We start from the raw sequence: 22798 nt of genomic DNA on the forward strand, positions 1-22798 counted from the left end.
CTGCCCTGCCCGATGCCAAATCCGCGACCGGGCGGATAATCCCGGACAGTACCTTAACAGGCGAATACTGCTCCCGTCCCATCCTTCAACCCCGCTGCACCGGGGGAAACTCACCAGTTTCCCGCCGGGTGCAGACGGCGGGAGAAGGAGGTTAACCATGTCTGTTGTTTCTATTCAGAAACCCTACACAATTACCGAAGTGCTTGCGATCTACCGCACAGTCAAGCAAGAAATCGAAGCACACGGTAAGGAAATTCAGCGTGCGCTCGAACTCGCTGAAGCGTCAGGGCTCGGTATGGGTGGCGATTACGCGGTGCGGTTCATGGAAGAACGTTTGCTTGCACTTAAACAGCACACCTGGCGGGCGTTACTTACGGCAAGCGGGGTAGAGAAAGTCCTCTCCGTCTCCAGACTGGAGCGTTTTGAGGATTTTCTGAGAGGTAACGGTTACGGTTATCAATCCGTTCCTGAACCAAGCGAGGAAGCCGTACAGGAATTGCTTGCTGGCGGAGCGGCAAAAGAACTTTTTGCGGAGATGATCCGCGAATCGTTCGATTTCCTTCGCCCCGGTACTACATGGCACAGCCAGTACAAGACCAACAAAAAAACGGGCGTTTCTTCGTAGGGAAAAAGATCATCCTTGAAGGGGTGATCCATGAAACTCCCTATTACGTAAACATCTACACCCGCACCCGCCGCCACTTGATACAGGTGGACAAAATCTTTCACCTGCTTGACGGAAAATCTTTTCCATTTGACAGTTACAGCAGTCCTCTTGTGGACGGGCTGAACGACCGAAAAGGGCAGACCGACTATTTCAAATGGGAAAGGTATGCAAACGGCAATCTTCACCTGACTTTTTTGAGGGACGATCTACTCAAAAAGTTCAACGAGATTGCCGGTGGTTTAATCGAGCCTTCGTTCGGGGATGGCGGAGCAGTTTAGCATGGGGCTGTCCAAAAAGTAAGGGACAGCCCTTTTCTTTTTGGGAGAAACGTGATTCAATGGGGGCATGAAAAGAAAACCTGCTGCTCCTGTCTTCAAACCGTATGTAATGGGTCAACCCTATCTGCTGCCACCCAGTTACGATGATCTCATCGAGCCAGGCCACCTGGTGCGGGTGGTGAACCATGCGATTGATCAGATTGACTTGAGCCCCCTGCTGGCGCAGTACAAAGGGGGAGGCACCTCCAGTTATCATCCGAAGATGCTCTTGAAGGTGCTGGTGTATGCCTATACTCAGAAGATTTACACCTCGCGCAAGATTGCCAAAGCGCTGCGGGAGAACATCCACTTCATGTGGCTGAGCGGGGGCAACCGCCCGGACTTCCGCACAATCAACGACTTTCGCGGCAGTCGGATGAAGGGAGTGATTGATGAGGTGTTTGGCGAGGTACTGGCGTATCTGATCGAGGCGGGCAAGGTCAAGCTGGAGACGTATTTCGTAGACGGGACGAAGATCGAAGCGGACGCCAACAAACACAAAGTGGTGTGGGCGAAACGCAAAAACACCTACCAGAAGCGCGTGCGAGTGCAGATCGAGGAGCTGCTGAAACAGATTGAAGCGGAGAACGAAGCCGAGCAGGCTGCCTATGGGGAGGAAGACCTGGAGGAACGCGGCGGATCAGAAGGTGGGGGTGGGGAGATGGATGCCGAACAGCTGCGCGCACGCATCGAGAAACTGAACCAGCGGCTGCGCGAGCGTCCACAGCGGGAAGAAGAAAGCCGGGCCTCACGCAAAGCGTTGAAGAAGCTGCAAGAGGACTGCCTGCCGCGGCTGGAGAAGTACGAACAGCAGACCAAGACGCTGGCGGGGCGTTCGAGTTATGCCAAGAGCGACCCGGACGCCAGCTGCCTGCGCATGAAGGAAGACCGCGGGGCGGAGAAGCCCTGGCCGAAACCCGCCTACAATGTGCAGATCGGCACGGAGGGGCAGTTCATCACCGGTTTCAGCGTGCACAACCGCGCAGGAGACACGCCCTGCCTGATCCCGCATCTCGAACAGGTGCGCACAAACACGGGCGGGCGCTTACCGAACAAGATTGTGGCGGATGCCGCCTACGGCAGTGAAGAGAATTATGCCTATCTGGAGCAGCACCATGTCGAGAACTTCATCAAGTACAACACCTTCTACCAGGATACCCATCGCTACCGCAACCCGCAGGTGTTGCGGGCTCACCAGTTCCGTGCCGAACACTTTGCCTATGACCCGGCTAGCGACACCTTTATCTGCCCGGCGGGCAAGCGCCTGCATTTTCAGTACACCTCGCGCTACACCAGCGACAACGGCTACCAGAGCCAGCGGCACACCTACGAATGTTTCGATTGTGCCGAATGCCCGCTGCGAAACCAGTGCACGCGAGCCAGGGGCAACCGCAAGATCCGCATCTCCTTCCGCTTACTGGAATACCGCCGCAAAGCACGCGAGAACCTGACCAGCGCGGAGGGACAGCGGCTGCGCGCTGCACGCTCGATTGAGGTTGAAACGGTGTTTGGGCAGATCAAACACAACATGGCTTTCCGAAGATTCCACCTGCGTAGTTTAGAGAAGGTCAAAACCGAGTGGGGGCTGGTAAGCATAGCCCACAATCTACGAAAATTGGCTGCCTGATCGACAGCCAATTTTTTTTTCGCTGGTCAAAACGGGTTTATTTGACCTGTTTTTCCTTACCCAAAGGGCTGCCTGGATGTCCTTTCCAGACAGCCCCCCTAGCACCTTACCAAGTCAATATCAGGCGCAATCCTTTCCCTGCCGTGACAGGGCGTATCCACCAGACACGCCCTCAGTCACGGATGAGGGCAAAGGAGGTTGAAAATGGCAATGACGGAAAGCCAGTACTATGGCGGGTCCCGCCAGGAAGCAGATGATGCGCAGGAATGTTTTCGGTTGCGGGAGAAAGCCCTGCGCAACGGCTTCCGGGTCGAGCGCAAGCCGGGAGTGGTCACGATTGTGATCAATCCCGATCCACAACCGGGCACTTGTGTACCCACCGCACCCAACCCGCACTACTACTGCAAAAAGTGCGGTAGGGATTTATGGGATAGCAACCGCCGGTTTCGCAATCCGCACAAGGCGCCCGCAGTTTTTATTGATCTTGACGGGAATGTGCTTTGCCAAAAGTGTTTTTGCGCCTGATTTCCCTGTGCAGGTGATCCCACCTGCACCTACGGCAATACCACCCGAAAGGGTGTTTGCACCAGCACCTTAACAAGGTTATATCGCTCGCCAAGCCAAGCCCTTCTTCAACCCCGCCCACACGGGGGAACAAACCCTGTTCCCCGGCGGTGTGGGATGCTGGGGAGAAGGAGGAAGTCCATGAAAAAGTCCGTGATTGACCGGCTGGTGAAAAAGGCGATTGCTTTGGGTATCGAGTGCCAGGTTATTGAAAGTGACGGCATACACGCTTTTGCCATCCGGTGCGAAGAAGGAACGCATCTCGCATTGGAAGAAAGCGGCGTGAAGATACTCCAAAGAGAAATAAAGCGCCGAAAACGCCAGTGTCGCCACGAAAAAGCCGAATTCATGGGATATACCGGCGGTTACCACTTCTACGCCGGTGAGGTATGGGACGACATCCGTGAGGTGTGGTGCTGTCCGCAATGCGGGCATTTCCTCACGGAGAAGCAAGTCGCCAGGCTGAAACAACGCCTGTACGAGAAAACCACCGTCACCGAAGAACCGCCGTTCTAACTCCAATCGGGCAGCCGCACCTGCCCGCCGATCCATTTCACTGGGTCGGCGGTGCGGAGCCGACCCGAAAGGAGGAATACCATGCCGAACAATCTGGATAAAGTCGTGGCGGTCATCAACATCGTTATCACCGAAGACGACATCGTTACAGCCCTGTCGGGGCGAAAAGCATCACGGGCGCTTGTCAAATACCTTGCTGATCATCTGGCGTCAGCAATTGATCAGCATGTGTACGATGAAATTCGGTACCTGTCTGACGCTTTCGAGGAAGAACGGCGAAAACAGCGACGGTGGTGGTTAAAAGCACTCCAATCCCAGTAAGCCAAACCCCGCCGTGCCGGGGAGAACCAATCTCTCCCGGTGCGGCACGGCGTACCGGGAAAAGGAGGAATACCATGTTGACCAAAGCCGTTATGGACAGACTGAACCGGGCGCTGGTGGGCGCCTCAGCCGGGATGATCAAGATTCTGGCGAAGTTTCATTTGCCGAAAGGACAGGTGATGTGGCAAATCTGGTCGAGTATGTCAGACCGTCGGAACCCGTCCATCTATCAAGTCGTCTTTGACCCCTCGACGAACGTGCCGGGGGAACGGTGGACGTGCACCTGTCAGGATTTTGCCAAGCACGGACATCAAACCCCGTGCAAGCATGTGTTGCTGGCGCAACTGGAACACCAGCAGCGGGTGGAGGCGTAGCATGGCGCTCGAACTCTGGATCCCCCCAAAACCCGCCCGTCCTATGTTTTTGTCAGCGAGGACGGGGAAGTCGAAGAGAGCGGACCCGAACTGACCGACGCCGAGGTGTACTGCGACCTGTGCAACGCCGACATTCCCCTGCGTCCGGTACCGGTTGTATCCGGATATGCACTGTGCCCGGACTGCCTGCCAAAGGTGGAGCCGGAATGGGAAAAGCAAGTTTCTCCTCTGCTCAAACTGCTCTGGCAGGTGCAGATTGAAATGGCAAAGGCGAGCGATTAGCCCCCCTTCGGGGGTAACACCCTGGCAGGGCTTACCCCGCCCTGCCATCCCGAACATTCCGCCTGACGAGGATCACCCGGTGCAACTCCGGGCAGGCGATTTGGGGAACTTTAACAACCGAACAGGCAGAGAGAAAGGCAAGGAGAGGCGAGGACGGCAGGAGATGAGCGACCTCCCTCCGCACGGTCTCCCTCTGCTCACGATAAGTAGATCGTGGGTGGAGCGAGACCGTGTGGAACTCCCCTGATGCGGCAGGGCAAAACACCAGTTTTGTCCCCCGCCGCAGAGGGGGACACAAAGGAGGTTTGTCATGTCTCACGAATTCGATATTTCTCAAATCCTTGCGGCTTTAGTGGAGCCGTTCCCCTCGAACGAGGTGGAGTTCAAGCCTGGGGCGACCAACCGCGAGAAGACCAAAGCCCTGGCGCTGGCGTATGTGGACAGCCGTTCCTACATCCAGCGGCTCAATCTGGTCTGCCCGGATTGGCAGGATGATTACCGGATCACGATGCTGCCGGATCGGGTGGTGGTGCTGTGCCGTCTGACGATTGCCGGAGTGACCCGCACGGGCGATGGAGAATGCTTGTTGTCCAGCGGTGAAGATGGCGAGCGGACAGAAGCCAACGCGGTGACCAGCGCGTCAGCGCAGGCGTTCAAGCGGGCGTGTGTGAAGTTTGGGCTGGGGGCGTACCTGTACGCCTTGCCGCAGGTGTGGTGTGACTACGACCACGCCAAACGCAAGATCGTCAACCCGCCCCAACTGCCCGACTGGGCGCTGCCTGCTGGGGAATGGACGGAAAAGCGCACGCAAGCGGCGGTCCAACGGGTAGCCGCTGAAGGCTTTGTGCCGGAGCCAGACCCCGTCCCTGACCCGGCAACTGTGCCGCAACCTGAAGCACAGGTACAGGGCGACATCGGGGATTTCATCGTCCCCGAAGCGTTCAAGAAGCACGCCGGGCTGAAACTGCGCAACATCCCGCGCAGTAGTATCGAGTGGTACGCCCAGATGGATGCCCGGACGCCCCCGGCTCGTGCGCTCCAGGCGGCGGCGCGCGCTTTCCTCGACAAGTACCCTGCCTAGGTTGCGCTCCCCAAACACAAGCCAGGCTTACCCCGCCTGGCTTGATTGGTTTTTCTGGTATGGCAACGGTGCTTTCGGTACTACCTACGGCATACAAGGACGCTACTAGGTATCTAAACCTTTTGGATTATCGGACAATGTTTGGTAGGTAGATTTTGTTGTTAAAAAAGTCGCCGAATTGAATGGTATAACTTGTTTTACAGCCACCTGAAATTGGGCTCCATTGCCTTACCTGAATATAGAAAGTGCCACTTGAGGTAGCTGTCCATTCAATTCGAGAACCTAAGCCCTCGCCATTGTCATCGTTAGATGTCAAAAGTGTTTTGCCGTCAGATCCATACAAGTACAAGTAAGTATCAACATAGGGTCCAAGATCGCCGGTACTTATTACATATGTTTTACCCTTTTCTGCTGAAAACTTCAGCCAGTCCTCATCTCCAACTTGATGAAAATTATGAGTTTGAGGGTCTTGAAGCAGACGTGCTGAAACTGCATCGTTATCGTTTTCATAAATATCTCCAGAGGCAAAGCATATTTCTGTACCATCTGAAATATTGTTAAGATTGTTTTCCTCATTTAAGCTACCTGTAGAATCGGTCTGCACATATAACATTGCACTTACTTCCCCACCTGGTGCTGCAGCCATTAGCCCTATTTCTGTTGGACCCTCAATCCTTGCGGTTAGGGTTGCGCGTCCACCAGCAGGAATAGGATCATTCACCCAGAACTGCAAACTTCCAGTGAAATCACCCTTGCCAGTTGGAATGTGGTCCAAGTATAGGTCAGTAAAGAACCCATTGCCGGTGCTTGAAGTACCTCGGTTTCGAACAGTTACCGCAATAAGGTACCCACCTTCAGGTTCAGGAAAAACACGTACCCGCTCAATCTCCAGATCAGCTTGAGACTGTGGTTGAGTCACTGAAATGAAAGGCGATTCTGCCGAGTAAGAACCAACTTGGTTGGCGTTGTCGATTGAACGACAACGAAAACTATATGAATGGCCAAGCTGCCCTTTGAAGACTCCACTTGTTTGAGTAGCCGGTACTGCTACCAGCCAATCTTGCCAATTGCCCCGGTCTCCATCCTTATACTGGATGTCTACTGACTTGATTCCAGATAGTCCATCACCAGCTAACCAGGAAACCGTAAAATCCGTTTGAGAAGTCGTAGTACCTGGAAGGTTTATACTACATGTGGGTGGCGCGATATCAATTCCAAACATTTGATCATTAGAACTGTTTGAGCCCAAACCATTTGAAGCAGTAACCTGCCAGTATAGCAAGTCATACGCTTGACCAAAGTGTACTGTCGCTTGCAGGGTCCCAGATGAGAACGTTTGTCTGTAAATCGGATTGCTACTTTGAGAAGGATTTGGGGATGTCCCAATATGCAAAGTATAGTTCTGAGCGCGAAGTGTTGGTTTCCACTGGAAGGTAATATCTTGAGATGGAAGGAAGATCGGCTCTCGCGGGTTCTGAGATGCGGGGACAGGGGAAATAAGACGCGTCCAGTCGGGCCGATGTTCAGGAACATAGAATGTCTCTTCGCGTACTGTTGCTCCATCCCAACCAGTGCTAGCCCCATGAGCCTCAACTCGCACCTTGTGATAGCCTGTTTTGTTTTCTAGAGTAGTCCAAATGGGCGCGTCTATATCGCTATAACATGGTACTCCTAACTCATGAATAATGTGCCATTGATCTGGCTCGTTGCTACCTTCCACTTTGTCATTCACACTTACACGCATCGTAATTCCTACTCCCCCTTGACCAGCAGTGCAAGCACGAATTTTCACCCTCTCACTGGCGCTATCCTGAGGTTCAAAGCGAAGTTCAGTAATCGTTAAATTGGGATTTACTATAGTAAAGTGCCATCGATCGCTCCAGTCACTTTCTGCCCCCCTACTGTCGCGCACACGAACTCGCCATTCATAATTATATGGGCCAAGACCACTTGTGGTCACACATGAGTTGCTAGTCCATCCGCTATTCCAATTCTGAGCCCCGTTTACTTCAAAGTAATATCCAGTTATAGCATCACCATCGGGGTCTCCATTATTACTGGCGCATAGATTAGCCGTATTTCCTGAATAATACACATACCAATCATGGGGAGATCTAGGGGCAGGCCGGTTAGGTGTATGATTCACACCAGTAGAGGTACCAGTCAGCCGATATATTACACTACGAGAATGAGCGCGACTCCAAGAGAGATCTGATCCATCTGCAACTTCTACAGTAATACTATGGTCGCCAGGTTGATAGCCTGTGGTGTTCCAAGTAAAGTTTACCTCAGTCGATCCAATCTCATACTTAACCTCCCCATCGATCTTTATACGCATAGCTCGGAAATTGGGGAAATTCTCAACTTTTGAGCGAATAGTAACAGCATTAGTATTACTGGGAGAGGGTGGGTCCGTATAAAGCTGTGTAATCGTATTTGTATTTGGCGATTTCACATTTATCTTTGCCCATATTTCATTCCCAAAAAAGGTTCCCTGAGGATTTCGAAGTCGCCAATAACCAGCATAAGAACCATCTTTACTAGGTGTTACTAATGGAACACTCAAATTTACAGTACTTCCAGGGGCGGTTACAGGAACATCTACCGATTCAGGAGCTCCCATCCGATCACCGCGTATAAATACTAATTTGTAACCATTCCCCCAAGTTGAAGTACCAGTATTCCGTAGACGCCATATTTTCGTAATCCCTTGATTGGGGAGCACTGTAATTCCGTCAGGGAGAGTAACATCAGCTTCATAAGCAGAGGCGTCATTTGGCGGTGGTGTAGAAGCTGGAGGAGGAGTTGCTTGAGATGGAGGTGGATCTAAAGGTTCAGCAGCACAAGTTGGACTAACAAACGGCCAAAATTGTCTATGAACTTCTGGTGTAGTATTACCGGATTGATATTCATACTGGATTATATGAATCCCGCGGCCTAGCCAAAGGGCTTTAGCACAAGCTGGCTTTTGGAAAAGATCCTCCCCATCCAATTTTACAGTAAGGACTCTACTATCTCCGGCACTGATTAGGTAGTACCAGGGAAACTGCACAGAGAACTGTTCTTCAGCCCAAGAATTTCCAGTTACAGGAGGTGGAGGTAGAGGAACTGTATTATGTTTGTGTTCCACAAGATCCTTGTAGTTGGGATGAAGGGTAACTCCTGCCCGAACAAGAGTTTCTCCACTTAGCACCCAATCATTGATGCTTGAGCCCTGATAGTCCACCTTTGTTCTAGGCCCGCTTAATTTAGTCAAAATTTCAAAGTGTAAATGGTGCCCACTAGTCCCCCCGTTACAACCATCTAACGTTGTGGTTTTTCCCAGCTCTACCATAGCATTTATGGGTTGGTATAAGGATCCTTTCCACCTCTCAACATCGCCCATATTGATATGCTGGTACCAGAGAATCAAACCATCAGAGCGCTGAATAGCAAGGCAGGTTTCTCTAGCCTCAATCAAAATACCTGCATCTGCCGAAAAAACCGTCCCTGGTTGCCCTTGAGTAGGAGTGCCAAAATCAAATGCACTCGGTGAATCCATATGCGAACCAGTACCACCGGGCGACTGATTATATCGCCACGACTCTCCCTCTGCCCATGGAAGATGCGGAATCGAGTAGGTAGCTTGTTGAGTTGATTGTGATGAACTTTGAGAAAATACGATTGAAGTGCCAGCAAAAACCTGTTTACTTTCCTTGGGAAGCAAGGTTTCCGGTAATGCTTGTAGCAAGTTGATGTAGTTTGGGTCAGTCTCGAGGGTTACAGACCAGTCAGATCCCTGTTTTTGACCCACTGCAAAAACAAGAAATGGAGGTAAGAAGTCTTGCGTAATATCAGTATTTTTTGGAAGACTGCTTAGAGACATGAAAGCCCAGTCTTCCACAATTCGAACATTGTTGAGGGAAAACTGCTGATAACCCACTGGAAGAAGATTTGGTTGTTTCGAAACCGCTTCTAATGCTGCGCGTTCTATAACTTCTTCATCATTATTTTGGGCAGTTTCTTGTACTGTTTCACTGCTAGAGGTACTCGCTTGCCCCTTGCTAAAGAGTGCTAAAACAAGAACCATAACAAACAGAAAAGAAAGAAAACGCTGTGAAAAGATACGCATTTTTTGTCCCCCTTTTTATGGAAAGTTTTGGAGATTTTGTTTTTTTGTAATATAAAATGGATTTTTTAAGAATACATCATACAAATTAATTATATCTTTCCTAGTGTCTTTCATCATCAAAAAAAAATTACTTTTTAATAAGGAGATTCTTGTTTTTTAAGTTTCTTTATTGGTTAGTTTCACTTTAATGGTGAAAATTCATTATGTGGAATCTATAAGGTGCGAGGAAGTCATTGAACAGTCGCTAGATTAAATAACATTCCCTCAGCCACCTTCAAGAGATTCGACTCAAACAGATTTCACATTTACTCTAGGCTGAAGTATCGTTTGGCTAATTGCCATTCATTTGATTGACCTTACAGGATGGCACTTACTAAGTAAATTGCATAAAACTTGTCCGAGAAAATGCCTGAGACAATAGTTCTACTTTTCCCCCCTTTGTTCAGACTTTCTAACCAATTGTTCGAGTACATCCGCTTCCAATGCTCTTTTTAGAACATCATGTTAAATAAAATATCATTTTTAGCCTCCCGCAGTACTATAGCGGCTTTCGACCAGCAGTCCATCTTCGCGTCATAGACTGCCAGTAGCTATCTGTCGGTTGCTTCATGATTTGGCTGGGCAGAGATTGTTATTAACCCCATTGCCACCATTACCTGACACTCTCTATGAATGTTTGAAAGCAGATTGCGTAAAAAATGGACCCGATAGCGTTGTCATACCCCTACTAGGCAACAGATTGAAGGTGGAGTGCCGACCCGCGGGTGATTTTCAACGCCTCCGATATAACAAACAAGGAGGATTTGCTGCAGGCTTCAATCCAGAAGTATGCCTGTGTGCCCCGAACCTTTCTGCTTTTATGGAGGAACTTGCCGAACGGTTTTAGGATATTCGTTTCCCTTTTGTCCATCGCCGTATAATCCCTACCACCAAAATTCTGGAGCAGATCAACAAAGGAATCGGTAGGCGTACTACGGTGATGGCGTCTTTGAGAATAAGGCGTATTGTGTATGTTTGATTTCCGCTCTCTATATGGAGATTTTGGCAAAATGCCTGATCGCTAAGCATTACTACTCTGGCAAGTCGTTCGATTATTATAGATATTTCTTACTACGAATTTTCAAAAAAATTGGGTATAAAATTTTTCCTCCCATCTTCCGCTTTTATCAAAGATGAATATTGACTCTCTTTCTACTACCTACTCTTTCCAGCCTTTCTGCAAAACCTCTCTTCGTGCTTGCCCATGCAATACTTCAGCGCAAGTCTCCCAATTTACATTTTCAACTCTTGTATAACGGATTTCGAAAGGATGCTGGCGAGGAATTGCGTCAATAATACTGGCTGCTCGTTCTCGTTCTCCCTGTGCTAAAGCGATCCAGGCATCTTCCAAAACATCTGGCAATTGTCCAAAGACGCTGTAAATGTTCTCCAGACGCTCTGAAAGAAGGCTGTGCACACGATCTTCAACCGAGTCTTTATAGCGCAGATTACATACATAAACCGTGCTGAAACGTTGCCCGATGCGCTGAATACGTCCTTTGCGTTGTTCCAATCGGGTTGGATTCCATGGCAAGTCCAAATTGATTAAACTCCCCAGCCGTTGCAGGTTCAATCCTTCACTGGCGGCATCGGTTCCTAACAACAGCCGGATTTTATCTTGTGCAACCAGCCGCTTGATCTCTTCTCGCCCCATTGGGATCCATTGACCATGCTGGAATAGTCCGGAGGTTTGTGGTCCAGAATACAGTGCTATCGGTTCTTCGGGTAACTCGACGGTTAGTTGTTCCCCCAGCCATTGAATAGAATCGCGATATTGACTGAAGATAATGCACCCAAATTTTTCCAGCCATTTGTGTTGAATTAAAAATTCACGGACTTTCTCGTATTTGGGGTCTCGTTCGCGATTAGCGCTCAATGCCAGATGCAATTCCTCCAAAATTTTTCTCTCGCTCGAGGTAATTTGCTCAGCAAGCCGCGACGATACAATGGCGGGTGCATCTTCTTTTTCCTCTTCTTCCTCTTCTTCCTCAAAACTGTTCCCTAATATTCTCTCAACGGTACATTGCCCGGCATAGATGGAACTACCCAACCGACGCAATAAGAGCGTTTCTAAAAAGCCGCTTCCCTTTTTTCGCTCGCCAAATTGTTTGCAGAACTCTTCCGCCAGGTTATAAGCCCGGTGCAGGTACGCAGGAAGAGGGATGGCTTCATGAGGCGCTTCACCAAACAACTTGATTTCGATGCGAGGCATGTAAGGTTCATGGGTCTCTGGATCACGCTGGTTTTCAAGTTGTTCTCGTGTTCGGCGCACGATGTGACGGAGGAGAGGGTTGTGATTTTGAAGAAAGTTAGCAAAATTCTTTTGGATGCGATTTCTGTCTGGCTCACTCAAATGTTCCAGCATATCGCCTGGCACAACGGACTGATCAGCCGGGACATTTAGTTTACGCCGCAGGATTTCAAAATCACGGCCCTCACCAGCCGGGGGCAGGGGGTTTCGGTACCATTCCCACTGCTCATTTAGATCGGTTGGTGGCGATTTAGAACCTGTTATGAGAGGGAGTGCGTCTTTAGCCTGTCGCCATCGGCTGAATGCATTACCCAATACTTCATCCGCGCCTTGCGAAAGCACCTCAAGCAAGTCCCAAACCTCAATGGGATGCAGTTGAATGGGGGTAGCAGTCGCCAAGAGCAGGCTGCGGGTTCGCTCAGCGATTTTCTGCATGAAAGAAAATAAATTATTCGGCTCTGCTTTCTCATCGGGTCGGTGAGGATTGCGCCTGCGAGCGCGATGCGCTTCATCCAAAATGACGCACTCGTACTCCAGACGGAGTAAATAGTTGACGATTTCCGACTGGCGAGAAATTAAACCCGTGGAGACAATACCCACTCGGCGGGGACATTTCAAAATATCTTCTGGCCCATTCGATGGATAAACCAGTCCCGATTCATCCACCCACTGCTTGCCATTCCAAACTGCCGAAGGCATATCCAGCAAATCGCGCATTTCTGTTTGCCATTGCCAGAGCAACGTTTTGGGTGCCAGAATGAGTACTGGTTTTTCGCCAGTCAGAACCATCAACAGGGCTGCCGTAGCCAGCTGGATGGTCTTACCCAATCCAACCTGATCTGCCAGAATGTAACGCGCTTTGCCGTAAGGTCCGTGGTGGGCTTCATAAGCAAGTTTGATAAAGTATTTCTGGTGCGGCCATAGCCCGTTTGACTTTCGATAAAGGGGGGTTTCGACGATGACCGGAGCAGGCTCGCGCGTTCCTCTTTGCCATTCTGGAAGTTGATAGATAACACGGCGCTTTGAAAGCCTTTCGATATCCGTAACGATGGCGTCGGCAAGCGGGACTGCAAACGGGGAAGTCCACAGGGCATCAAATTCTTCCTGCATCCATGCCACGCCTTCGGGCGAGGAATCTTCCCACACCAGTTCGTAGTTCATTTCCCACGCCTGACGTGATTCGTTCGTACTACCTAAAAAAGAAATACGGCTGCCGTTTGCCAGCGTGATGATCCCGGCTTTTCCGTGGATCAAGCCAAAAGCATCATCCGGTAAGACGCGCACCTCCAGTTTGCCACTGCGCAGCAAGTTGTAAAGTCGTTCAAACCGTCCCCGCAGTCGTTCTCCCCCTGGCATATCTAGCAACTGTTCCGGTGCTGAGTTGCCCCACATGAGCCACAGGCTATCGCGAGCAGCACGCGCGGTGGCGACATCACGCTCATCCAGTTGCGAGTTGCACACCATGCGGATCTTTCCCTGTACGCTTTCCAACTCTTCCCCCACCACTTCAAGCAGGGAAGAGGTGAAGTAACCTGCAATGCGGTCATACGCCAGTGCGCCTCGCAGACGCTCGGCTAAAAAGGTGCGCCCCAGTTTCTGTCGGCGGGAGGAAAAGCGATGAATCAGAGATTCAGACATGGTCGTTTTGAATTCGAGCACGGAGGATCTCAGCCATTTCTGCCGCCTGGTGCCAGTGTTCCATACCGCTGATGCGCCGAAATCCCGCTAAGTATCCAAGCAGGTGCAGTAGCGACTCGCGCAGCGCCCAATAATCAGATAGTTCGCTCTTCAAATAGTTCAAGCCGCGCCCCGCATCATCGCTTTGTTCCATCTGGTAAATGGCAAACAGAACCTGCCGTAAAAGGGTTGCGCCAAAGCCCTGTTCCCCCAGTTGCCGTCTGCCCCATTCGCGGGGAGTTTTCAGGCGGGTGCGGTTTGCGGTGGTATCTGCCAGCAGGGAGGTGTACTCCGTCACGCCAAAACCGCGCGCCAGTTCTTGATACACCCCATTGCGGTATTCACCGTGGGATTCAACCTCTAGCCCTTTGAGGTAGAAGCGTTCCATGGGGTCGAGTTTTTTCCAGAACATTTCATCCAGTCCCTGTGGGATAAGGTAATCGCAGGCGATTTTGACGGCTTTGCGAATGAGGTTTTCCAACGGACTTTCTTCGCCAGGAGCACGCACCCGGTTGATCTCGCGCGCAGGATCAATATCTTCAATAGGCTGGGCGGTGAGGACGCGCAGGGCGGCGGCGTAAGCCGCCAGTTGATAGTCGGCATCGTTGAAATTGGGTTCGCTGGCGTCATCCAGCGCGTGCATGGCATCCAACTGACGCCTGACTTCGCGCTCGATGCGCGGCAGGAGTTCATCCAAAAAGAGCGGCTCGTTCTGTGTGCGCTTGCGGCACACCAGCAGTACCGTACCCTGTACGTAATTGCCTTCTTTTAAGCCGGAACTCGTTTCGGTGGCAATCGTCCATGCCGCAGTGACGCGCAGTCCAGCCGCCCACAGGATGAGGGAGAGATCTGCCCACACGGCGGCGTTCTGGTGGGTGAACATGACCACCTGCAAACCGTTGTCGGGCATGTGCTCGGTCAGGTTGCGGTAAGCCACCACCATGCTCTGGCGGAACGTGACCGGGTCGGTGCCGCGGATGGCGAGGGCGCGCTTGGAATCGGCGTACCAGTTGGGGAACAGGCGCGGCAGGTGTTTTTCGTACCAGGCGAGGAAGAATTCGCTCAATTCGTGGTAGTTGACCGCATCTGCGTATGGAGGATCAGTGATCCAATAGTCGTTTGATTGACGAATATTTCTTGCCTCTATTGGTTCAACATTCAATTCTCCTAGAAATTTATAAAAAGAGTTAAAAGTTTTTTGAATGGTTTCAAATAAAAAAACACCGCTTCGTGTTCCAAAAGAAAATTGTGTGTTAAGTGCTTGGTTTGCAAAAGTTTGCTCTGTTCCGCCTGGACCTTTTGATGCGTCAGAATTCCACATGCAAAGTTTGGAATTCCAATTGGTGATAATTCCCAATCTTAATAAAAGTTCAACGGATTGATTCTTGCTGGTTGATAGTGTCAATCCAGTTTCAATAATTAATCCATAAACCAGCAACTGCCGCGGGGTGAAGAGATGATGCCAGTGCGTCCAGCCGCGTGTGCGAATTGGTTCGTCTGTTTTATCTCCCGGCTCGATGCGGCGGCGCGGCAGGTAGCCTTTTTCCTGCCATTCGGCAAAGCGTTCGCGCAGTAATTCCAGCACCTTTTGCTCGCGGCGCAAATCGGCGTTGTTGGGAGCGCGGTAATGGCGGCGGGTTTGTTCTCTACCTTTTTCGTCCACGCAGGTTTCCACCCAGCGGATGCAGTACAGGCGTTCCTGAAAAACATCCTCCGGGCGCGGCACCAGGTCCTCGTTTTCCCATAAGCGCAGGTTGCGCCGGACCACCTCCATCGGGGTATCCACCCCGCAGTGTGGGCAGTGCAGGCGCGAATCTTTGACCGTGCCGGTGTTGGCGGCGCGCTTCAGGCGTTCGGGGGAGACGTTCTCGTGAATTTCAATTTTGAAGCCTTGCTGGCTTTCTTCTGCCACCAGTTCTGCCACCACGCGGTATTTTTCGGAAATCACCCACGAGGGCGCCAGCGGCACCTTCCAGCCGCATTCGGGGCAGCGGGCTTCGGTGCAGTACAGGTAAGCATCGGCGCGCCAGCCGTTTTCGTTGTGCTCAATGCCCCATTCGGTGATCTGGGCGTCCACCGCGCGGAATACTTCTTCCTGTGCCTGTCTCACCTGCTGGGCTACTTCTTCTCCCCCGCCTAAAATATTGAGCGCCGCCCAGGTGAGCAGAGTAGCCACCGGGTTGAGATCTGAGGCATACACATCGCAGCCCAGCCGGGCGGCTTCAAAAGGCACCGACCCGCCGCCGCAAAAAGCATCCCCCACACGTGGGCGGTGCCCGAAGCGGCGTTCGCCCAGTTCGGCAACCAACTCTGTTAAACTATGGGCGTGGGTGCCAAGGTGAGCGTTGATGTCTTTCCATGCTTTTTCTGAAGGTCCATCCACTTGCTCCGGGCGCAGGCAGTAGCGCAGTTTTTCCGAATAAGGCAGGTGCTGGAACACCAGCCTTTGCAGTTCCTCGCGCTCCTCGGCAGAAAGACGTTTGAGGCGGAGGTTGCCCGTCTCATCGAGTTCGGTAAAGTGGCGGCGAATCGATGGGGGCATTTTCTGCAGTTCAGCCAGCAGAACCTCGCCCGGGATGGGTTTGTCTTTGCGCCGCCCCAGACCTTCTTCATCCATGGTCATCAACTTAAGGAAGATTTCCATGTCTTTTTTGGGGTCCTGGCTGGCGGGCAGCAGTAAGCCGAGCACGACAGCGCGCACCAGCACCAGCGGTTTGCGTCCCCACCATTTACCCAAACTGGTCAGGGTCTGGCTGGCACCGGCTTTGCGCTCTTTGTAGGCTTCCGCCGAAAGTTTGGCAACCGGAAATTGCGTTTCGATAAAAGTCAGGTCTTCCATGGGGCTCCAGTCAGTTCTCGATCTTGCAGGAATGTCCATATTCCACATTGGCTAACTCGATACTTCCATCTTCTTTCAACCAGTAGGGAAGTCTCCAAATCAATCTATTCCATTCGTTTCGGACTCATCTTTTGAATCCTCAGAAAGAGGAGAAGAATACTCCGAAGGCGTTTCTAATAAATACCGTTGTTCAACTGCCTCCGCTCGAAGATAGAATTCGGGTACCTCCGTCTTTTCTATGGGGTTTTCAGTAAGGGCAAAACGAACCGCTTTGCGCCAGCCAAGGGAACGCCCTTGAATAGCCTGACCGCTGGCAGCCGCTGTTTGGGTGTAAAGCCACCAGCGTTCTTCGGGGTAAAGCCCTAACCAGTTAACGATCGCATTTTGGATCAGCGCAGGATCCGCTTCTTCGATTGCCCATGCCAGTAAAACCAACTCCTTGCCAAGATCCAGCCGCACCCAGTTTTCGCCAGTCAGCCACATTCCGCTGGGTTTCCCCTGTTGGCGCAAACGGCGGTTGAATTCTGCTCGGGTAACGCTGGCAATTGCATCCCATTTTGCCCGGGATAAAAGAACGCGAATTTCTCCGTCGGTTGTGGGGCTTAATGTTGCAGGGCTGGAACCTTTTTCCTCATCCCATGTCAAATGTTCGCTGATGGTAATCTGCTGATTCCCGCGCGGAATGAAGACCCGAAAGTGATGCTTGCTTTCAGCCGGGTCAAAGCCAAAGGAGCGCTTAAGGCGAGCCATTAACGCTTCGGACGCAGTGGGCATTATTGTTTTACCTCTCCGGGCTGTAATTCTGTTTTGATCTCAGCAACCCAGTCCTGCAAATTCTGCCCGCTGGGAAAATCAAGCCCTTCGGCTGTTAACGTAACTTGCCCTTCACTTTGTACGCGGCGCAAGACTTCCAGAACATCCCGAATTTGTTGGGGAGTCCACATTTTATTATCTGATGCATTCAACTCTACCCACTCCTGGGCTACGCCGAGTGTCATTATCGAAAGGGTTAATCCATAAAGACTACCTTGATGTTTTTCCAGTTTCTCTAAAAAGAGGTAGGTTTCTTGCGTGGTTGAGGTTTTGTGGTCACGGTTCAATCGAGCAGGTAACTTGGGGTCAATTTTGATCAATTCCTCGTTATCCCAATCCACAGGAATTTTCAACACCTCTGAGGTGATTCCGTCCCGTTCGGCATAAACCATGACAAGCGGGGTGCCTGCTGGAATGGCAAAGGGGGTTTGATAGAGAATACCAAACAACTTCGGATCGGATCCATCGTAGGTATAGCGAATATTTGCTTCCGGCGCAGACTGGAGTTCCAACATTTTCTGGTTGCCTTGTTGGTAAGTGCGATAACGTAGGGTGATTCGGTTATTCCATGTTACAACCGGTCCGGGTTTGTGCACATTCGTGGAGTCCACACAAAAGAAAGATAATCGAAGTTCTCGGGTAGTTATTTCGCTGCCTTCTAACTTATTGGAATTGCTGGAAGCAGTATTCCCTACTTCCCAATAGATTGCGTCTCCGTGTATCGGGGTAACCCGCAGGGTTACTTCGCCTGTTTTATTATCTCGGTGGATTTCTTTGATGCTCACACTGGTATCTGGCTGTGGGAAAGGACCTTTTTCTACATATCCATCCTGTTCTCGCCAGAGATCTTTATGAATGCAGTCGTTTTTCAGGTTATCCAATGCGGAGGGGATATGCCATTGCCAGCCCGGGTTAGTGGCTGCCCGCCGTTTGATTTCATTCCACGGCATGGATTGTTGGGTAAAAAGGCGTTGTTCGCACTTCTTACGAAAGGTTTCACTGGAAACATCTTCGGTAAATTTCATCTTATCAAGCAAAACCTTGCGAATTTGCTCCTCGCCATCGTATCGGTTAGAATCAAAATTCATCAGAAAGTCAGCACTCATTAAGCCTTCCCCAGTAGGATACCATAAGACGGTAAAGGTTTCCCGAACGGCTGAATGAAAATTCTGCAAGATACGATCAAGCAACCCCTTGGCTTGAACCATTTGAGGATCATTATCCGGAACTTGTTCGGCTTTAAGTTGTTCCTGAATATGTACGATAGCGCGCAGTCGTTTGCCATTTTCCAACAATTGAGCATAGGTGTCACGCGGACCAGTAAGAATTGCCAGGCGGTTTTTCCAGGTCGTTTGGTCGTAGAAATCTTTTATTTTCGGGTTTAGACCACCGCTCTGTGGACGGACAATCACCAGCGTTACTTCATCTTGAGTCAGTTCAATTTCATCCAGTGCGGGGAAGATAACCACTCTCTGGTAAACATCTTTCCGTTTGGGCTGAAACAACTCATTCAGGCGAGCCCGCAACTCCTTAATGGCTTGCTCCTCAAGATAGGTCTTCACTAACGTTTCGAGTTTGGCGTTTAAATTTTCAACATTGCGGAAATACAGTTTTCCATCTCTGGTGCTATGTAAATACCATGCGTAAGTAGCCAGTTTTTGCAGCACATCGTTCTTCAGACGTGCCAGGTCACGTCCCGGCTCGGTAAGATAGGCAACAATTTCAGGTATGGAGAGTCCAAGCACTGCATTTGGGATGTTGGAGAGAGACGCCATGAGAAGCAGTCGAGCAACATCAGTTGCATCATTTGTCTTTGAGTCGCGATCTATTTGCTCTGCAACAGCGTCTCCTTCTGCTGCAATGTCATGGGCAATTGCATTTTCCAGGTTAGGATTGATTTGAGAAATCTCCGTTCGAATTTGCTGGTCATTCAAGTCCACATCATGGGCGCTGATCAACAACTTGTGTTCTGCTTTGCCAGAATTCCATAAATTGGCGGCAACCATACGCATCAAACGGATTAACCCGCGAGTTTGTTGAAACCCGGGATTTTCCCGGAACCGAGCATACAAATCGCGGATTCCGGGATGGAACGGGTAGGAGTCCATTACCCGTGAAGCAAACTCCTCTGGGGTTTCGGATACAAGATCCATTTGCCGGGCTTTGCGCATTGATTCAAGATACAATTGAGCGACCTTATTGATTTCATTTTCCGGTGGCAATGTATTAAATAGACGTTTGCGCAAAATATGATAAAGTTCATCTGAGTTAAGGCGAACTGGCTCAAGCGACATAGCGCTACGTTTGGTTTCGTTTTCAAAATCCCTCAATACCTCAGCGATTTGGGCGCTACCGGATTCATAAGAGGCTTTCAGGTCGGTAATCACTAAAGCAACTTGTTCGCATCCCGGACGCCCAATAGCCACAAGCAGGTTAGAAAGAGCCGTTGCTGTAACTTGGGCTAAATCCGAGTTGCCTATCTGAATTGCGCGAGCATACTGGAAGTAAGGGGGAAGTTCATCTAAAAGGATCAGTAAGCGTTCACCAGTCAACAACTTCTCCCATGCTTTCTGACCGGGTGCCTGAAGGGGTGTGTAAAGGTCCTTGAAAATCTCTCCTTTACCCAGTTGGTGGGCTAATTCTCCCCAAATTCCAAAAGGCACATTGGTTTCACGTCCACTGAAGGCAACAACTTTTACCTCACCTAAATTAGGGTCGGGAGAATAGAAGGGGCTCATTACTTTATTGCGAAATTCAGGGTGTTTTGCCAGCAAACCAAGCGCAATCAGGTTATGTGTTTTACCGCCGCCCATGGCTTGTTTGAGGAGGAAAACCCCTTGATCAGATTTACCCTCCAATCGTCGGAAAGCATACTCCAGTAACAATCTCATGCCTTCAGTGAGATAGTTCTCCTCGAAGAATTCGGCAGGGTCAATTCGTCCTGCAATCAGGTCGCTTAAGTCAAGAACAGTATCCCTTTTTTGAGGATCAAAAATGATCGAGCGAGGCGTGCATAAGGACTTCAGAGCCAAAGATGATAACGAATTCATGTTCACGAACCTCCAGATAGAAATCAAACCGTTTGTTGATAGGATTGTCGAATGAGGTCAAAAACTGGTTCCAGTTGGGCGTCATTCTCCAAATTAATTTCAACGTCTCCAGTGCCCCAATGTCCTACCTTTGTCACATCACGGGCAAGGTGAAGTGGATCATTTAAAACATCTGGGGCGATGTCCAACCAAATTTTTATTTTTTCATTCTGAATCCACACTTCACAAAAGTTCTTACCGTGTTTGTAAACTACATAGTGTTTTACTGCTTTTTCATTAATATCCTCTCCAAGTGAGAAAATGCGCTCCTGTAATTGTTTGAAGAGATCAATTATTTCTGGCGATTTGCCCTGTAAATGATTTTCGACAGAATATTCGATCATGTTTCTTGTTCCGCCAGAACTCTGATCTTGGTTGTTTGGTTTTCCTTCTGGAGCAGTGGATCGAGACTTCGTTGGAGATACACTATTCATTGGTTCCATATAAAGCAGGTCTTCACCATACAAACGGTAAATCCATAACTCGATATTGGATCCGATCCGATTCACGGCATATTTATCGTATTCACTGAAATTTTCGGCGATCAATATCAGGCGTGGATTGCTCCAGTCAATTTGGCAATCCTTTCCTAGGGCTCTTTGTACTTGAACTGTAAAATCCCCCTTGTGATCGAGTAGCCAATCTAGATAAAAAAGTCCCTGGTTAATCACGTTTTCGTTGCTTGTTTTTTTATATTCGATGATCACAGGTGTTCCATCTTGATCTAAGCCTAAAGTATCTATCCGACCGCGCTGACGGTCTCCAGTGGGAAATTCACTGGCTACAAATCGGATTCCCAATAAAGTATTTAGATTCTTTTCAATCAATCGCTGTAAAGAGCGTTCCCGCGAAAAAGCCTGTGTTTTGATTTGTTCAACCTTTTGATCCCCACAAATTCGGAATAATGGCATTTGAATCTCCTCCCTATTGCGATTACGGAAATCAACTCCGCCCGCGGCATTTTTATTTGCGCGGGCGGCAAAAGTTTGCTATGCTCATTTTGCCGCAACGCGCCGCTACCGCGTTGCCACTCCAGCCTCGCCGATGCCCGCGGCGGGGCTGGATTTATTAAGGGGGTAATTTTTACACGTATAAGTATAGCAAAAATTACCCTCGAGACAATCTTTTAGAGTGGCAAAATTAACCAGTATCGATTTACAACGGAGGTTTTACCATGAAACTACAAGTAGTCATTGATCAATTTCTTCAGGAACGCCTTGCCTCAAGGTATTCTCCCCTCACAATCCGTGATTACAAAGTCACCTTCAAGAAACTGCAAGAGTTTATGGGGGAAGTTGAATTTGAAGAGATTACCCGCGATCGGCTCCTTTCTTTTATGGCATCTCAAACCCAAATATCGGCGAAGACCTTACGCAACCATCATGCAGATCTTTCGGCTCTCTTCCAGTGGGCTTTGAAAGAGGGTTTATGTAATGAAAATCCCATGAAAACCATTCAAGCCCCAAAACCCGAGAAAAAAGTTGTGGTTCCGTTTACAAGAAATGAAATTCAAGCCATCCTTGAGGCTGCCGGGCAATCGCTGTATCCATTGAGGGATCGGGCAATCATTTTGTTGCTTCTGGATACCGGCATTCGGGCATCTGAGTTGACCGAGATGAAAATCAAAGATTTGAACCGCCGGACTTCTCACATTGTCGTTTTTGGAAAAGGGCGAAAGGAACGGTACATTCCTATCTCTGAAGGAACTTTTGAAAAAATTGAGGAGTATCTCTCTACCCGAAAAGATACCCGCCCAAACGCCCCATTGTTTGCTTTGAAGTGTGAGAAGAAAATCGATCGGGTTAAACTCCGGAGAATATTGGCAGAACTGGGAAACAAGGCAGGGGTAAATCGCGTATATCCTCATCGATTCAGGCACACATTTGCAATTCAATTTCTCAGAAACGGGGGGAACATCTATACCTTACAGCATATTCTGGGGCATACGACACTGGACATGGTCAAACGTTATCTGGCTATTGCCCAGGTGGACATGGATAGAGATCATGAATTGGCGTCTCCTGTAAGGTGCTGGAACCTTGTCTAACAGCGCATTTTTTTTCGTAAAGGGCAGTCTGCTGATGTGACTGCCCTTTTTTGCCCAGGAAGGTTCGGGTCCGTGAGGTCGGCGGTTCAAATCCGCCCGCCCCGACAGGTTAGAGGATGAACCCGACATCCTCTTTTTTATTTTGTCGGCAGTTCTCCCATCGAGGGATGATAAAATCCGCCC

The 22798-nt window shown here is 49.9% G+C and carries 16 protein-coding genes and 1 pseudogene; 10 read left to right on the forward strand and 7 right to left on the reverse strand.

The annotated features are described in order from the left end of the window. Positions 1-157 precede the first annotated feature (157 nt). The 9 genes from VAE48_RS06615 to VAE48_RS06655 all read left to right on the forward strand — a co-directional run bounded on the left by VAE48_RS06615 (position 158) and on the right by VAE48_RS06655 (position 5749). Positions 158-625: a DUF4942 domain-containing protein gene (locus VAE48_RS06615; protein WP_322792526.1), complete on the forward strand. Its 468-nt coding sequence runs from the start codon at positions 158-160 to the stop codon at positions 623-625. A gap of 23 nt (positions 626-648) precedes the next feature. Then, entirely contained in the window at positions 649-945 is a 297-nt protein-coding gene (locus VAE48_RS06620; RefSeq protein WP_322792527.1) for a DUF4942 domain-containing protein, read from the forward strand. 67 nt (positions 946-1012) lie between these two features. After that, positions 1013-2611, forward strand: coding sequence for an IS1182 family transposase (locus tag VAE48_RS06625; RefSeq protein ID WP_322792528.1), 1599 nt, complete (start codon positions 1013-1015; stop codon positions 2609-2611). A gap of 204 nt (positions 2612-2815) precedes the next feature. Then, positions 2816-3136, forward strand: coding sequence for a hypothetical protein (locus VAE48_RS06630; RefSeq protein WP_322792529.1), 321 nt, complete (start codon positions 2816-2818; stop codon positions 3134-3136). Between the two features lie 180 nt (positions 3137-3316). Continuing rightward, complete coding sequence (locus VAE48_RS06635) at positions 3317-3691, forward strand: hypothetical protein (protein WP_322792530.1); 375 nt, start codon at positions 3317-3319, stop codon at positions 3689-3691. A gap of 81 nt (positions 3692-3772) precedes the next feature. Next, the gene (locus VAE48_RS06640; protein ID WP_322792531.1) at positions 3773-4012 is read left to right on the forward strand and encodes a hypothetical protein; all 240 of its coding nucleotides are present in this window, start codon (positions 3773-3775) and stop codon (positions 4010-4012) included. Positions 4013-4086: 74 nt separating this feature from the next. Next, positions 4087-4386: an SWIM zinc finger family protein gene (locus VAE48_RS06645; protein ID WP_322792532.1), complete on the forward strand. Its 300-nt coding sequence runs from the start codon at positions 4087-4089 to the stop codon at positions 4384-4386. A 105-nt stretch (positions 4387-4491) separates the two neighbouring features. Further along, positions 4492-4668: a hypothetical protein gene (locus tag VAE48_RS06650; RefSeq protein ID WP_322792533.1), complete on the forward strand. Its 177-nt coding sequence runs from the start codon at positions 4492-4494 to the stop codon at positions 4666-4668. Between the two features lie 310 nt (positions 4669-4978). Then, a complete protein-coding gene (locus VAE48_RS06655) occupies positions 4979-5749 on the forward strand; it encodes a Rad52/Rad22 family DNA repair protein (protein WP_322792534.1) in 771 nt (256 codons plus the stop codon). Between the two features lie 127 nt (positions 5750-5876). Here VAE48_RS06655 and VAE48_RS06660 read toward each other — a convergent pair whose 3' ends face one another. From VAE48_RS06660 to VAE48_RS06685, 7 genes and pseudogenes are all read right to left on the reverse strand, one after another. After that, on the reverse strand, positions 5877-9860 hold the full coding sequence (locus VAE48_RS06660) for an NBR1-Ig-like domain-containing protein (RefSeq protein WP_322792535.1): 3984 nt from the start codon (positions 9858-9860) through the stop codon (positions 5877-5879). Between the two features lie 356 nt (positions 9861-10216). Next, a pseudogene (locus VAE48_RS17500) lies at positions 10217-10339 on the reverse strand (hypothetical protein); the annotation flags it as partial. A gap of 719 nt (positions 10340-11058) precedes the next feature. Continuing rightward, a complete protein-coding gene (locus VAE48_RS06665; protein ID WP_322792536.1) occupies positions 11059-13788 on the reverse strand; it encodes a phospholipase D-like domain-containing anti-phage protein in 2730 nt (909 codons plus the stop codon). Further along, positions 13781-16666 carry an anti-phage-associated DUF1156 domain-containing protein gene (locus VAE48_RS06670; protein WP_322792537.1) on the reverse strand — a complete coding sequence of 962 codons (2886 nt, stop codon included), beginning with the start codon at positions 16664-16666 and terminating at the stop codon, positions 13781-13783. Before VAE48_RS06670 ends, VAE48_RS06665 begins: the two co-directional genes overlap by 8 nt. A gap of 99 nt (positions 16667-16765) precedes the next feature. Then, positions 16766-17440: a DUF3780 domain-containing protein gene (locus tag VAE48_RS06675; RefSeq protein WP_322792538.1), complete on the reverse strand. Its 675-nt coding sequence runs from the start codon at positions 17438-17440 to the stop codon at positions 16766-16768. Next, the gene (locus VAE48_RS06680; RefSeq protein ID WP_322792539.1) at positions 17440-20529 is read right to left on the reverse strand and encodes a DUF499 domain-containing protein; all 3090 of its coding nucleotides are present in this window, start codon (positions 20527-20529) and stop codon (positions 17440-17442) included. The genes VAE48_RS06675 and VAE48_RS06680 overlap by 1 nt, the downstream gene beginning before the upstream one ends. Positions 20530-20552: 23 nt before the next feature. Further along, positions 20553-21479, reverse strand: coding sequence for a DUF5655 domain-containing protein (locus tag VAE48_RS06685; protein WP_322792540.1), 927 nt, complete (start codon positions 21477-21479; stop codon positions 20553-20555). A 263-nt stretch (positions 21480-21742) separates the two neighbouring features. Between VAE48_RS06685 and VAE48_RS06690 the strand changes: the two genes are divergently transcribed. Then, positions 21743-22615 carry a tyrosine-type recombinase/integrase gene (locus tag VAE48_RS06690; protein ID WP_322792541.1) on the forward strand — a complete coding sequence of 291 codons (873 nt, stop codon included), beginning with the start codon at positions 21743-21745 and terminating at the stop codon, positions 22613-22615. Positions 22616-22798 lie beyond the last annotated feature (183 nt).

Source organism: Bellilinea sp. (assembly GCF_034432615.1).
Taxonomy (GTDB): domain Bacteria; phylum Chloroflexota; class Anaerolineae; order Anaerolineales; family Anaerolineaceae; genus Bellilinea.

What these genes read in the sequence shown, in the direction of transcription:
- VAE48_RS06615 (WP_322792526.1), top strand. Translation starts at nt 158, where the DNA reads ATGTCTGTTGTTTCTATTCAGAAACCCTACACAATTACCGAAGTGCTT.
- VAE48_RS06625 (WP_322792528.1), top strand. Translation starts at nt 1,013, where the DNA reads ATGAAAAGAAAACCTGCTGCTCCTGTCTTCAAACCGTATGTAATGGGT.
- VAE48_RS06630 (WP_322792529.1), top strand. Translation starts at nt 2,816, where the DNA reads ATGGCAATGACGGAAAGCCAGTACTATGGCGGGTCCCGCCAGGAAGCA.
- VAE48_RS06635 (WP_322792530.1), top strand. Translation starts at nt 3,317, where the DNA reads ATGAAAAAGTCCGTGATTGACCGGCTGGTGAAAAAGGCGATTGCTTTG.
- VAE48_RS06640 (WP_322792531.1), top strand. Translation starts at nt 3,773, where the DNA reads ATGCCGAACAATCTGGATAAAGTCGTGGCGGTCATCAACATCGTTATC.
- VAE48_RS06645 (WP_322792532.1), top strand. Translation starts at nt 4,087, where the DNA reads ATGTTGACCAAAGCCGTTATGGACAGACTGAACCGGGCGCTGGTGGGC.
- VAE48_RS06655 (WP_322792534.1), top strand. Translation starts at nt 4,979, where the DNA reads ATGTCTCACGAATTCGATATTTCTCAAATCCTTGCGGCTTTAGTGGAG.
- VAE48_RS06660 (WP_322792535.1), bottom strand. Translation starts at nt 9,860, where the DNA reads ATGCGTATCTTTTCACAGCGTTTTCTTTCTTTTCTGTTTGTTATGGTT.
- VAE48_RS06665 (WP_322792536.1), bottom strand. Translation starts at nt 13,788, where the DNA reads ATGTCTGAATCTCTGATTCATCGCTTTTCCTCCCGCCGACAGAAACTG.
- VAE48_RS06670 (WP_322792537.1), bottom strand. Translation starts at nt 16,666, where the DNA reads ATGGAAGACCTGACTTTTATCGAAACGCAATTTCCGGTTGCCAAACTT.
- VAE48_RS06675 (WP_322792538.1), bottom strand. Translation starts at nt 17,440, where the DNA reads ATGCCCACTGCGTCCGAAGCGTTAATGGCTCGCCTTAAGCGCTCCTTT.
- VAE48_RS06680 (WP_322792539.1), bottom strand. Translation starts at nt 20,529, where the DNA reads ATGAATTCGTTATCATCTTTGGCTCTGAAGTCCTTATGCACGCCTCGC.
- VAE48_RS06685 (WP_322792540.1), bottom strand. Translation starts at nt 21,479, where the DNA reads ATGCCATTATTCCGAATTTGTGGGGATCAAAAGGTTGAACAAATCAAA.
- VAE48_RS06690 (WP_322792541.1), top strand. Translation starts at nt 21,743, where the DNA reads ATGAAACTACAAGTAGTCATTGATCAATTTCTTCAGGAACGCCTTGCC.